Source organism: Devosia faecipullorum (assembly GCF_015158295.1).
In the GTDB taxonomy this organism is placed as follows: domain Bacteria; phylum Pseudomonadota; class Alphaproteobacteria; order Rhizobiales; family Devosiaceae; genus Devosia; species Devosia faecipullorum.
In genome coordinates this window covers 356,151-368,411 of sequence record NZ_JACDXV010000001.1, presented here as the reverse complement: position 1 = coordinate 368,411, position 12,261 = coordinate 356,151, and the positions used below count along the sequence as shown (strand labels likewise).

Here is a 12,261-nt window from a genome sequence, read left to right as displayed (position 1 = left end):
GTGGATCTGGGGCAGACGATCCTCTTGCATTTTTGTCATTCGGTGCTATCTTTCGCCGCATACGTTTCTGGCCAAAGTTGGCTGCCTGATGCGCTTCTTTGCACTTCCTGGCTCACTGATCTGTCTTGCGAACGTTTTGTAGGCCCTCTTGCATGTCGCGGGGGGAAACCGCTCGTTCGCTTCGGCTCCGAGCTTTTAGGATTATCTGAAATGGCCGCCTTCAACGGTACCGTCAAATTCTTCAACACCACCAAGGGTTTTGGTTTCATCACCCCTGACAATGGCGGCAAGGACCACTTCGTCCACATCTCCGCCGTTCAGCGCGCTGGCATCGATGGCCTCTATGAGAACGACAAGGTCTCCTATGACGTCGAAGCCGGCCGCGATGGTCGTGAATCGGCTGTGAACCTGACCCTGCTGAAGTAAGCTTCGCAGTCAGTTCCAATACGGAAAAGGTCGCCCTCGTGGCGGCCTTTTTCGTTTTTAGGGAAAGACGGCGAAAGCCGCGCACGACGCCATGGGCGGCGCGCGCAGTTATCCGCGCTGCAAGCGCAGGGTGTCGAACGAGTGAATGGAGATTAGTATAACCCAAGGGGAGTGAAGCGGCGATCGATGCGCTGGGTCTGGCAGGTGCAACATCACGGTGAACTTCGGTTTGGCTCCCATTGGCGATGATTGCAAATGCAGTAGTCACCGATGCTGCGTGGAAGGCCAATTGGCCTCTCAATGGCCTCTGGCACCGGCCCCATGTGAAAGTTGGATATCTAGGGGCAAAATTGATTGTCGTATGCCAGATGGATGGACATTGGCGCTTCATATACCAGCGAAGCCGGATTGTTCTGCAAATAGGCCTTCACCACATCGATAAACTCGGTGCCTGAAACGTCCGACACGTTGCAGGGGGCAGTTCCCGTGTTTCCCATCGTATCGAGCGCGCCAAGAATGTATGCCATGCAGCTTTGCTTATCCAAGGTCGATGCGCTTTGGCACAGTGCATGTAAATCGGACCCTTTGAGAAAACCGGCGGACCAAGCGACGGTTGTAGTCAGCGTCAGAATGGCAATTGCCAGCATGGCTCGGATCATTTTGTTTCCTCCTCAGATTGAACCGTCTTTTAATACTGCGCCGTCGCCTCGAAGCCGCAGGCTTCTTCCACGCTCGTGATCGCTTCTGCAGCCCCTTCCGCTGAAAAGGTAGCGCGCTTGTCGAAATAGCTGATCGTGATGCTCTGTTCCGCGTAGAAGATGGCGCTATAGAGCGAGCTGAATGCCTCCAGCTCGGAAAGTGGGCCGGCAAAAATGCCTTCCCGGCCTTGATAGTCGTAGTAGTGGAATTTCGGAGCTACGATTTCTATCCCATCTACGGCGAATTCGGGTTCCACCTCGGGTGCATAGCTTGTGGTTTGCTCCCAGGCTTTGTTGGCGAGCACCCAGATGCCAGGGGAACCCAAGAAGTGATAGCAGTCCACGATCAGGATGGACTCATTCTCGGGGTCTAGTTGATAGGCCAGATAGGTTGGATCTTCCGGGTCCATCGTGCCGGTCTGCCAGGGTGCGGCCAGTACCGCCGGGGCCATGAGCGGCAGCACGAGTACCGGCATGAATGGTCGCATGGGCACCCCCATTATTGGCGTGCAGCCTAGAAAAGTGTGAAAGGGCCACAACCCCGGAAACGGGGTATGGCCTCAAGATTTCCTGGCCTCCATCCCCAAGGGGTGGTGCTTAGGTTGGTCTTGCGGGCGGCCCATGGTGTGCGGGTTGTAGGGCCCATGGTCGGCAAAGCTGCTGGCGCTTTCCCGCACAAACTGGCGCTACCAGCAGAGGACAATTGTCCTGACGTCAGCCGGTATGGCGGCTAGATGCCTGACCAAGAATGACTTTTCTTAATTGGAGCATTCCGAGAACAAGGATGCGGACCACCTCACCTTTGTGCAGGGTGTTGCCGCTCCAATTCGTCCAGCACGTCGCGCCATTTGAGGTAGAAGGCGAGTTGGCCTGCGTCGGGGTAGCTTCGAAAGTCGATCCAGGGGAACTCCCGTCTGAAATCCTCAATCGTGTCTGCCGGGATCTGGGGATCCTGCTCGCCGTTGAAAAACTGGACCTTGAGCGTCCCGCGTTTGACGGCGCTTTCGAGACGCTGCAGCGTCACTTCCCAATTGACCTTCACCTTGGCGATGAGTTCGCGCGAGAAAGCTTCGTGGGCAGAAAAACTCTCGGCGAGGGTGACGTCCGATCCGCTCAGCAGCGCCTCGCGGATGTCGGGCAGCGCGAACGTGGCGCTATCGGCTGGAGAGACGGCATAAATGGTTTCGAGGAACCGGCGCTTGCCGACGCGCCGGGCCATGGCGGCACCGGCCTTGACGACGAAGGGAAGCAATTGCGGGGTAAAGGCGCAGGCGGATTGGACGAAACGATGCCACTTGCCCATGCGCTCATATTGCTCCGGGGCCGTGAGCGGCATGGTGCCTGCACAACACAGGATTGTCGAGAAACGGTGCGGCGCGGCCGCAACGAGGAAAAGCGCAAGCAGGCTGTCGTCGCCCAATGACATCAAAGGAAGCCGCTGGGCCTTCAGATGATCGAGCAGGGCCAGATGGTCCCTGGCGAGATTTTGGAGGTAGTTATCCCCGTCCGGCAGGGGCGTGGAGCGACCATAGCCGGGCCGAATGGGCACGATTATCCGGAGGTGGCGACGCCGCGCTTCCGCATCCATGGCCGGCGGCCAGCGAATGAATCCGAAGTCCATCGGCATGAAAAGGACGGGGCGACCTGTGGGGTCTCCCTGAATGACGTAGTCGAGCTTTCGACCATCTGAAAGCGTGCAGGTCTGCGCGTCGAGCGAGGCCTGGGGCTGTGCGTCGGGGGGCAATGGGGTGGAGCCGGCATAGAGCGACTCCACCGTGGAGAGCGCCAACCTGACCAGTTCGAGCTGGCTGCGCGTTCCGGTCTTTGCCAGAAGCGACTTGACCTGAACCCGAACCGTTTCCCGGCTACGGGTGCGCAGGGTCGCTATGTCATTGACGGAATGGCCTTCGGACAGATGACGCAGCAGGTCGACCTCAGCCTGAGACAGGCCGAACGATTGCTGGAGCTGATCGGCAAAACCCAGCGGCCAGGAAATTTCCGAGGTGACGCAGAGGACAAAGGCTTCCTCGGTCAGCGGGCGGAACAGCCGCAAATGGACGACAATCAGCCGCTCGGTGCCGCGGGCGCGCAGGCAGACGACACCCCTCGCCTGGCTATTGCCCATGAGCATGCGCTGCGTCTCCGCGATCAGACGCTGAACCTCGCCCGGAGCAAGGGGCACATCCGCGATCCGCGCGCCGTCGGTGATCCCCAGGGCCTGCGCCGCCGCGGAATTGGCCGATATCAGCCGGCCCGAGCGACCAATGGCGAACGTGGCGGCGTGATGGATATTGCCCACGGCGACCTCGGCCGTTTCATCGGGCGGGGCCTGCATGCTCTGGCCCAGCACCTTGTCGGCGCGCTCCAAATGACCGGTCAGCCGGGCAATGGACGCCTCAATATCATCAGTGCCAGCCTCGGAGCCTGCCGGCAAACGAACGAAATCTTCCCAGAAATCGAGCATGCGTTCGTAGCTCGTTGGATCGAGGGCGACGTCATAGAGATGTTCGATGGCCTCGGCTGCGTGATCCGGCCGCTTGGTCATGAGGGAAGGCTCAAGCTTTTTGCCGTGGCGCTGCGGGTGTCAATAGTCGGAAAAAACATATCTCACCGTAGTTTAACTGCAAGCCGGATATGACAGTCAATCGGGGATGGCCTCCCCATGCGCCGCAGACAATGCCGTCGCATAGTGCTGGCAAAGGTCCAGGTCGTCGTGGACCCCGCCTAGAGCAATGTCGGCAGAAAAGGGCCAGAGCTGCCAGGGGGAGATCGAGAACATCCTTCGCCGATTGGCGATGACGACAGACAATTGCTCCCGATTGCTGAAAATGGCATCGACATGTTGCTGGAGACCTTCTCCCAGTGCGTCCAGCACAGTCAGCGCTGCAGCGTGGCCCCCGGGGTCGCCGAAAATGTCCCAGCTTCTTCCATGGCGCGTATAGGTTTGAACGGGCGTTGTGAGGAACGATGCCGGCTGGATGCCGTGCCGGGGGAAATGGCGGCGGACGCGCCGCACCAGGAAATCGGCGTTTCCGACGGGCGCGAGCTCGAGGATCGCCGCCCCATAGAGCGATTTCTGGTATTTTCCACGATCCCGGCGATCAGCCTGATACCAGAATGCTGACCATTTCGGCGCGTCACGGTCCTGATAGAAAAAATTGCGCAGCCGCCGATGCTCGCCCTTGGGCAGAATACCATCGGGGAGAGACAGGCGACGCGTCGGCAGGGAATGGAAGCCCAGGCTACGGCGGGTGGCCAGTTTGGTGAGAATGTTGGCCTCGACCCGCCCCTCCATAACATAAGCTGTGAGATTGCTGATGACGCCGCCGAATACCATCAGCGCCGAGGCCCAGAGCGGGGGCAAGTCCTCGTTCCGAGCCAGGTGAAGACCTGAAGGCAGCGCGCTGAGCAGGAGTGGGGCCAAAATGATCGGCGCCACCCAAGCCTGCCACGGCTCCAGCGCGATCGCGGCTCGCGCGTTTGCGCGGGGATTTGTCCTGCTATCGCGTGATGGCGAGCTTTTCATTGCGTCCGTCCACATTCATGGCGGCAGAGACGCCTTCCTCGGTAATCGCGCTGTCCCGTGCGGAAATGTTGCGAAGGCTTGGTATCGCGGCGAGCACAAGCAGGCCGTCATTCCCCACCCCGGTCTTGTTGATCTGGATGGAGGAGAGCGGCAGGCCCGTCAGCGCGGCCATGCCGTCATCGCCAATGCTGGTCTCAGACAGCCAAAGTGTCTCGATCGACCGGGACTGGCCGAGCATGGCAAGGCCCGTGTCCGTAATCTTCGTGCCGTCGAGGTATAAAGTGGCCAGTTCCGGCAAGGCAGCCAGGGCCGGCATGGGCGCATCGCCGATGCCCGTTCTCCACAGATAGGCCCGCCGCAGCGATGAAATCTCCCCAAGCTCGGCCGCTCCCCGATCTGTCAGTTTTGAATCCATCAGCCCGATCTGCTGGAAGCCTGAAACAGCTTTGAGTTGCGCCACGCCTTCACCGGTCACAGAGGTCTTAGCGAGGGAAAGTTCGCGCAGCGTCGCTATCATGCTGAGCGGCTGGAAAATGGCATCATCGACCCTGGTGCGCGCCAGGCTCAGGCTTTCCAGAGTGGGATGACCGGCAAGAGTCGATATCCCTCCATTGGTGAGGCTTGTGCCATCCAGCGTCAGCACTTTGAGCTGCGGCAGCTTTGCCAGCATTGCCAGCGCATCGTCGCCCACGGCCTGGTTGTCATCGAGGGCCAGAGCCTTGAGGCCGGTCAGCTGCGACAGGACCGCGACGTGTTCTGGGCCCAATTGGGACATGCGAAACGACAGATTCCACAGAGCGGGCGCGTCGAGAAGGGCGGCCAATCCCTTGGGGGTGATGGTTTTGACCAGAGACAGGTCGAGATGGCCGAGCCGGGGCAGCTTGGCCAGCAGGGCAAGATCGGCATTGGTGAAGCTATCGCGCGCCGTGTGCGGCAAAGTCAGCGATTGCAGCTGCTCGAAGCCCTCGGCGTCGACCGGTCCATTTTTCCATTTTACGTCCAGTTCATTGAGCCGGAGGATCACCTGGGAATCGGCAGACGCAACGAGCGGGGCCGCGAAAAAGACGAGAGCTGCAAGAGCCGCGCGAATACGTTGGCGTTTCAACATCGGTTTCTCCGGGCAAATAGCGCCAGCCACAGCCGCATTCAGGGCGCAGGCAGCGGCGGCGTAAGCAAAGGTGTGCCGCCGAAGCCCCCGGCCCGGCGATAGGTCTCGAAGGCGGTCAACCATTCATCGGCAATCCAGGGCGAGACCGACGTGACCATGACAAGCCGATACAGGCCAAAGTGGTCGGCCCAGTGCTCGACGGCCACATATGCGCCACCAGGCAAGTGCTGGGCGAAGCGGTTGAGACCGGTTGTATGGTCATAACCATCCCCGGACGGCTCGGCCCGTGCTTCGATCATTTTCAGGACCTCTACGAAGCGTTCAGCACTGGCCGACCAACGCAGCGTCATGACCGCATCGCTTGGGAGGGAAATCTCGAGATTCTCAACACGGTCGAGGGGCGGCGCGGCGTCGGCATAGGCGGCGAGGCCGGCCCTTATGGGATCAGCCCATTCACCGACGTCCGGCTGGCTGGCCATCGTTGCGGATGCCAGCGCCAGCATCAGCGCCACGGCTATGGAGCCCAGACGTCGCATTATTCCTCTTCATCTTCCTCAAGCATATAGGGAAGGAACTCACACAATTCCTCGATATTGTTTTCAAAGCCATCGAGCGCAAAATCCATTTTAGCCTGCATGTCCGTCACTTCATGGGCGGGAGACTGCAGCACATCCATGGTGGCGTGGCGTTGAAGATCCTCGGGGTAATCGAAGCTCTCGCAATTCTCGGCGCCCCAGGCGATCATGTAGGTGTTGAGCTCCAAAGACTGCGCATTGGTCATGCTCGCGCCAAGGCCGATGGCCAGCACGGAGGCCAGTAGAGCGAAATGGTGCTTCATTGAGATAATACTCCAGAGCCATAATAGTTTATGGCCCGAAGCTAGCGCCCGCCGACATTGCTCAGAATAACCCAATTGGGGTAGGGCGACGGAATAGGCATGGCTGTTTTGGCCAGGTATATGGGCGCCGCTGGGAAGCGCAGCGGTTTCCGGATTTCGGCGACGTTGCCGGATCTGCAGCTTTTAAGGCGTCTCCGATCCTTTCTGGCCTTGAGAGCGCCGGCTCGCCGGCTGCTTGGGCGGGTTGTCCCGAGACTCATTGGTCGAGCGGAGTAATGGCCGTATCTGCTTCTGGCGCTCAGGGGAGAAAGGAGCAGAACACTTGCTGTGTGAAGTTCGACGCAGGACGGTCAGGGCAGACGCTGATGCGGCGCCAGGCCAGCGGTTGCCTTACGCTAGCAGGCGCTTGCAGCGGTGCTCCAGTGGGAATTTCCATTGGCTGTCAGGCCGGAATCGGTCGAGTCGACAACAGATGCGTTTGTTCGCGACTGTTCATCACGGAACATTGCACTGATACTTGATCTGAAGGAGGGGCCTGACAAAGCCCTCGATTTTATTGGTACGCCCAAGGGGAATCGAACCCCTGTTCCCGCCGTGAGAGGGCGGTGTCCTGACCGCTAGACGATGGGCGCACGCTCTACGCTAAGTTAATCGCCACTCGCTTCAAAAGCGAGGGGGATGGTACGCCCTAGGGGAATCGAACCCCTCTCTGCACCGTGAAAGGGTGCCGTCCTAACCGATAGACGAAGGGCGCATCTGCGCGATGGCCGTCGTATAGTGGGGTGCATCTGATTGCGCAACCCCTTTTGCGTTGATCCTGTGAGGAAATTTCCTGAAGGCGAGTTATCAACAGCCTTCGAAGGTGACAGGGCCCTTGCGGCCACGGGGAACGTCACGCACATCGACATGAATGAAATTGCGGCCCGGATAGCAGCCGAGCCCGCCCACACCATCCGTGCGCCGGGCAAAGGCGATCAATTGCTCCTTGGGAACGCCAGGCATGTAGAAATCGGCCGCCATGCATTTCGTGTGGAAGGAATTGTCGGCGCCCCCCGCCGCGGAATTGTGGAAGGCATTGCGATATCCCGAGTTCATCACGATGCGCTTGCCGAAATGGCCCTCGAATTCCCAGATGACGAAGCGGAGCTTGGGCGAGATGCAGAGCGCGTTGACTTCGTTGGAACTCACATAGGTGCCCCAGTCCTGCCTGAGGCCGGAATAGCCCGCGCCGCCGCCGCTGGCGAACATGGCCATGGGCAGGCAGCCGGCCAGGGTAATGGCGGTCAGCGCAAGGGCGGCGAAGGAGCGAAACAATCGAGGCATATCGACCTTACCGGGGTCGCTGTCGCATAGAAGCAACAGGCAATGGGCGAGTGGGTATGATCGATAAAATTAGAGCGGTTTCGCTAACCCGGACCTAAGCGGAAGGGTTAGCGGCAGGTTAAGGGGGCGAAAGGCATCGCAGCTGGCACCGGATGGTGTTCCGCCCCGGATCGTCACTCTTGGGTTGAGCCTGAGGGTGACGAGCGGTGAGCCGGTGGCCTATCCCAAGGGCAAAGGCCCGCCGCTTACCAGGTGCCGGTATTGGGCATTGAGGCCCAGGGCTCCTGCGGGTCGAGATGACCATCCTGAATCAGTTCCACGGAAATTCCGTCCGGAGATTTGACGAAGGCCATGTGACCGTCGCGCGGCGGGCGGTTGATCACCACGCCCATGCCGGAGAGATGCTGGCACAGGGCGTAGATGTCTTTGACCCGATAGGCCAGGTGGCCGAAATTGCGGCCGCCGGCATAGGGCTCGGGATCCCAGTTATAGGTCAGTTCGACCTCGCTACCTTCATCGCCGGGGGCGCGCAGGAAGATCAGGGTGAAGCGGCCTTTTTCGTTTTCCCTGCGGCGCACCTCTTCCAGACCCAGGCCGTCGCAATAGAATCGGAGGCTGTCATCGATATTGGTGACGCGCACCATGGTGTGCAGGTATTTCATGGCAATCCTCCTATGGCGGCAAAATCCATCCATGGCCTAACAATCCCGGCGGTCAGGGGCAATGGCGGCGAAATGCCCTGTCAATAAAATCGCAAGAACTTCTTAACTTTTGGCGTTGAATCGGCCAGACTGATTTGAGCAAGTTGGAGTACCCGCAGGCGGCGGGCGTGTAAGAGGGCGTTGGGAATATGGGGGCCAAGGTCAGCGGCGAGGACGACAAGTCCACCGGGCTATCCGAAACAGCGGAAAACCTGCGCGAGATTGGTGTGCCTGCCGGCCAGCAATCGTCGCTCGATGTCATCGAGATTGCCGGGTCCATCAAGTGGTTCGACGCCGGCAAGGGCTTCGGCTTCATCGTGCCGGACAATGGCATGCCGGACGTGTTGCTGCATGTCACCTGTCTGCGCCGCGATGGCTACCAGACCGCCTATGAGGGCGCGCGCATCGTCGTCGAGGCGCTGAACCGGCCAGGTGGATTGCAGGCGTTCCGCATCGTTTCCATGGACGAATCGACCGCGCTTCATCCCTCGCAAATGCCGGCGCCGCGTACCCATGTCGTGGTCGAGCCGACCTCGGGCATGGTGCGGCTGGAAGTGAAATGGTTCAACCGCATCCGTGGCTTCGGCTTTCTGTCCGCCGGTGACGGTGCACCGGATATTTTCGTGCATATGGAAACCCTGCGCCGCTTCGGCATTACCGAATTGCGGCCGGGTCAGTTCGTGCTGGTGCGCTATGGAAATGGCCCCAAGGGCCTCATGGTCGCCGAAATTCGCCCGGATGGTTGGGGCGAAGCGCCGTCTTCGCACTGATTCTTCCATGAAAGGCCTTCCGGCCGTGCCCAATTCCGTAAGCCTGCCAGCCCATCCCCCGCGCTTGCGCGCTTTCGCCAGTGTGGCGATGGTCGCCTTGGTCGGCATCTCGCTCGCCGCGTGCAGCGATGAATCCCGGCTGGTGATCAACAGCGCCTCGGGCGCGCATGCCTTTGCGGTCGAAGTCGTGGACACGCCGGAGAGCCGCGCCCAGGGCCTGATGTATGTGATGGAATTGGCGCCGGATGCCGGCATGCTGTTCGATTTCGAGGCGGAGCGCGCCGTGTCCTTCTGGATGCGCAATACCTATATCCCGCTGGACATGATCTTCATCAAGGCCGATGGGGTGGTGCAGAATATCCACGTCAATGCGCGGCCGCATGATGTGACCTCGATCCCCTCCGATGGTCCGGTGCAATATGTGCTGGAAATTCCGGGCGGCCGTTCGGTCGAACTGGGCATTGCGGCGGGCGACACAGTCGAGCACGCCAGAATCAAATAAAATCGATGCGTCAGAGGCGGGCGACGACCATGCAGTCGATCACGGCCCAGAGGTGCAGGCTGGCGCCGGCCACCACGAAGACGTGCCAGAGCGCGTTCTGGAAGCGCAGCTTCTCCCACAGATGGAAGATGATGCCCGCCGAATAGGTGATGCCGCCGGCCAGCAGCAGCCAGAGCGTGGTGGCGGGAAGGGCCTGGCCCAGCGACTGGAATACCAGAACTCCACTCCAGCCGATGGCGAGATAGAGCAGGATGGCGACGCGGCCGAAACGCTGCGGCACGATCAGCTTGAGCGCCACGCCGACCAATGAGGCTCCCCAGACCAGGCTCATCATGATGATTCCGGTCGGCGTGCCGCCGAGCACGGCGAGGAAAGGCGTATAGGAGCCGGCAATGAACAGAAAGATGGCCGCCTGATCGAGCCGCGCCAGATAGCGCTTGACCGGGGAGGAAGGCGACATGTTGTAGGCGAGCGAAACGCCGAGCACCACGATGAGCGTGGCGACATAGACGACAAGCGCCGGAAAGGCTTCGGGGGCGGTGTGGAGCAGCGCAAAGGCCAGCAGTATGGATCCGGCGGCAATGGCCACGACCAGACCGAAAATGTGTACCGCCGCATCGGCGATGATTTCGGCAAGCGAATAGGGGCGGCGCTCGTCCGATCCTCTTGGCACGATCCTGGCTGCGCTGGTCATCATCGGTCCTCCTTGCCTACATCGTGTGGCAGGGGTGTGACCGGAAGCTTTAATGGCGCTCACTATCGCGTGGCATCGTAAAGGGGCGCGCAACTTTCCTGGTGAACAAGTGCTTGCGGGCTTGCCGGGGCCTTGACGGGTAACGCCGGCGTTACTTTAACCAGCGTCATGAGCAGGACATCCAAGCCACCCATTGCCCTCTATTCCGCGCTGGCGGACGTGACGCGCTGCCGCATCATCGAAATCCTGGCCAATGGACCGATTCCGGTGCATCGGCTGGCCGATGAATTCTCGATCAGCCGTCCGGCGATTTCCCGGCATCTGCGGGTTCTCAAGCAGGCCGGGCTGGTTGCCGAGGTGAAGAAGGGCCGGGAAAATCTCTATGCCTTCCGGCCCCGGAAGCTGGACAAGGCCATCGGCTGGATTGAAACGCTGCGGGCCGCGAACGAGGTCGGCGAGCCAAAGCCGGTCCCAGTCGTTGACATGGTCGCGCCGCAGCCGATCGTGGTGGCCGCAACGCCCGAGGATATGGTCAGGCCGAAAAAGACCAGGTCGGCCGAAAAGCTGGACGGGCCGAAGGCTGCGATCAACCAGATGGGTTTCGATTTCTAGAGCAGGGGCGCGGGCAGGGAATCGATCAGCGACAGACCGCGTTCGTCCATGTCGAAGGCGGACGACACTGCCCGTTCGAAATCGGAGACCGTCCACATGATCTGGGCGGGCGGAACCAGCGCCTCGACGGTGAGGGCGGCGCGCGCGCCCAGTGCGAAGGGGATGATGGTCCGTCCGATGGCGGCGGAAGCCGCCTGCGCCGCAGCGATGTCCTTGCGCTGGTCGCCGATATACCAGATCACGTCGCTGGCCCGCAGTTCGCGTCCGAGGCCCTTGAGGGCGGCGACGATGGAATCGGGCCAGGGCTTGCCGCGAGAGACATCTTCCCGGAACACCGAGGTGGAGAAATATTTCTTGAGGTCGAAAGCCTCGAGCACGTCGTGGCCATAGCCGGCGCCCAGGCCATTGCTGACCACGCCCAGCGCCACGCCTTCGGCGCGCAGGCGGCCAAGCACGCAGCGCATGGTGGCGCAGGGCATGAGCATCTGCTCCACCGATTTCCGGCGAACCTTGTGGATGGCCTTGTGCACGAGCAATTTGGGCGTGCGGTCCACAACGCGGTGGCGCCGCATCAGCCGGAACCGCGCCGCCAACCGGCCACCCCTGTGCGAACAATCGTCCAGGAATTCCAGCATTTGCAGGACACGCGGATTGACGTGATGCACCAATGTTCCATCGAGGTCGAAGAGCACGATGGTGGGTCGGGTCGCGTTTTCAGCCAGTGGATCGATCCCCATTTGTGGCGGCAAAGTGGCCTAATTCGCGCTTCCGAGCAAGGGTATATGGTAAATCAGCGGGTAATCAACCTGTGACCCAGGTCAGGACGAGGCGGGTTTTCCACACGAAAACAACCGGAATCGGCCGAGATTCGGGAGGTGCTGCGACGGGCCTTGCCTGTGAGCGTGGCAGGGGTGGCGAATAGAAATGGAGGCCATTGGCCTGTGGTCATCGCCAGAAAATGTTGTAAAGGAGTGCCCGTTGCGGTCCCGTAGCTCAGCTGGATAGAGCAGCAGCCTTCTAAGCTGTTGGTCACAGGTTCGAATCCTGTCGGGATCGCCAATTC

General features: G+C 60.5%; 15 protein-coding genes and 3 tRNA genes. 5 read left to right on the top strand and 13 right to left on the bottom strand.

The window, feature by feature from the left end:
• Window positions 1-210: 210 nt before the first annotated feature.
• Window positions 211-426 carry a cold-shock protein gene (locus H0482_RS01795; RefSeq protein WP_193728309.1) on the top strand — a complete coding sequence of 72 codons (216 nt, stop codon included), beginning with the start codon at window positions 211-213 and terminating at the stop codon, window positions 424-426.
• 338 nt (window positions 427-764) lie between these two features.
• On the opposite strand, the gene H0482_RS01790 is transcribed toward H0482_RS01795, so the two are convergent.
• From H0482_RS01790 to H0482_RS01740, 11 genes are all read right to left on the bottom strand, one after another.
• Window positions 765-1,085, bottom strand: coding sequence for a Rap1a/Tai family immunity protein (locus H0482_RS01790; RefSeq protein ID WP_193728308.1), 321 nt, complete (start codon window positions 1,083-1,085; stop codon window positions 765-767).
• Between the two features lie 29 nt (window positions 1,086-1,114).
• On the bottom strand, window positions 1,115-1,600 hold the full coding sequence (locus H0482_RS01785; RefSeq protein WP_193728307.1) for a hypothetical protein: 486 nt from the start codon (window positions 1,598-1,600) through the stop codon (window positions 1,115-1,117).
• A gap of 320 nt (window positions 1,601-1,920) precedes the next feature.
• Window positions 1,921-3,669 (bottom strand): LuxR C-terminal-related transcriptional regulator, encoded by a 1,749-nt coding sequence (locus H0482_RS01780; RefSeq protein WP_193728306.1) that lies wholly within the window; start codon window positions 3,667-3,669, stop codon window positions 1,921-1,923.
• Between the two features lie 96 nt (window positions 3,670-3,765).
• Window positions 3,766-4,488: a hypothetical protein gene (locus tag H0482_RS01775; RefSeq protein ID WP_193728305.1), complete on the bottom strand. Its 723-nt coding sequence runs from the start codon at window positions 4,486-4,488 to the stop codon at window positions 3,766-3,768.
• A 136-nt stretch (window positions 4,489-4,624) separates the two neighbouring features.
• Window positions 4,625-5,758 (bottom strand): leucine-rich repeat domain-containing protein, encoded by a 1,134-nt coding sequence (locus H0482_RS01770; RefSeq protein WP_193728304.1) that lies wholly within the window; start codon window positions 5,756-5,758, stop codon window positions 4,625-4,627.
• A 38-nt stretch (window positions 5,759-5,796) separates the two neighbouring features.
• Complete coding sequence (locus H0482_RS01765; RefSeq protein WP_193728303.1) at window positions 5,797-6,294, bottom strand: hypothetical protein; 498 nt, start codon at window positions 6,292-6,294, stop codon at window positions 5,797-5,799.
• The gene (locus tag H0482_RS01760) at window positions 6,294-6,596 is read right to left on the bottom strand and encodes a hypothetical protein (protein WP_193728302.1); all 303 of its coding nucleotides are present in this window, start codon (window positions 6,594-6,596) and stop codon (window positions 6,294-6,296) included. The genes H0482_RS01765 and H0482_RS01760 overlap by 1 nt, the downstream gene beginning before the upstream one ends.
• A 557-nt stretch (window positions 6,597-7,153) precedes the next feature.
• Window positions 7,154-7,228: transfer RNA gene (locus tag H0482_RS01755), tRNA-Glu, on the bottom strand.
• Window positions 7,229-7,275: 47 nt separating this feature from the next.
• A tRNA-Glu gene (locus H0482_RS01750) sits at window positions 7,276-7,350 on the bottom strand.
• A 92-nt stretch (window positions 7,351-7,442) separates the two neighbouring features.
• On the bottom strand, window positions 7,443-7,919 hold the full coding sequence (locus H0482_RS01745; RefSeq protein WP_193728301.1) for a YcbK family protein: 477 nt from the start codon (window positions 7,917-7,919) through the stop codon (window positions 7,443-7,445).
• 245 nt (window positions 7,920-8,164) lie between these two features.
• Complete coding sequence (locus H0482_RS01740; RefSeq protein ID WP_193728300.1) at window positions 8,165-8,581, bottom strand: VOC family protein; 417 nt, start codon at window positions 8,579-8,581, stop codon at window positions 8,165-8,167.
• Window positions 8,582-8,769: 188 nt separating this feature from the next.
• On the opposite strand from H0482_RS01740, the gene H0482_RS01735 reads away from it, so the two are divergent.
• Window positions 8,770-9,390, top strand: a complete 621-nt coding sequence (locus H0482_RS01735; protein WP_193728299.1) for a cold-shock protein — start codon at window positions 8,770-8,772, stop codon at window positions 9,388-9,390.
• A 7-nt stretch (window positions 9,391-9,397) separates the two neighbouring features.
• Window positions 9,398-9,892, top strand: a complete 495-nt coding sequence (locus H0482_RS01730) for a DUF192 domain-containing protein (protein ID WP_230989412.1) — start codon at window positions 9,398-9,400, stop codon at window positions 9,890-9,892.
• Between the two features lie 10 nt (window positions 9,893-9,902).
• Here the strand turns inward: H0482_RS01730 and trhA are convergent, their stop codons facing one another.
• Window positions 9,903-10,589: a PAQR family membrane homeostasis protein TrhA gene (gene trhA, locus H0482_RS01725; protein ID WP_230989411.1), complete on the bottom strand. Its 687-nt coding sequence runs from the start codon at window positions 10,587-10,589 to the stop codon at window positions 9,903-9,905.
• 165 nt (window positions 10,590-10,754) lie between these two features.
• On the opposite strand from trhA, the gene H0482_RS01720 reads away from it, so the two are divergent.
• The gene (locus H0482_RS01720; protein ID WP_193728298.1) at window positions 10,755-11,198 is read left to right on the top strand and encodes an ArsR/SmtB family transcription factor; all 444 of its coding nucleotides are present in this window, start codon (window positions 10,755-10,757) and stop codon (window positions 11,196-11,198) included.
• On the opposite strand, the gene H0482_RS01715 is transcribed toward H0482_RS01720, so the two are convergent.
• Complete coding sequence (locus tag H0482_RS01715; protein ID WP_193728297.1) at window positions 11,195-11,935, bottom strand: HAD hydrolase-like protein; 741 nt, start codon at window positions 11,933-11,935, stop codon at window positions 11,195-11,197. The two genes, H0482_RS01720 and H0482_RS01715, sit on opposite strands and share 4 nt — an antisense overlap.
• A 245-nt stretch (window positions 11,936-12,180) precedes the next feature.
• Between H0482_RS01715 and H0482_RS01710 the strand changes: the two genes are divergently transcribed.
• Window positions 12,181-12,257 (top strand) — tRNA-Arg (locus H0482_RS01710).
• Window positions 12,258-12,261 lie beyond the last annotated feature (4 nt).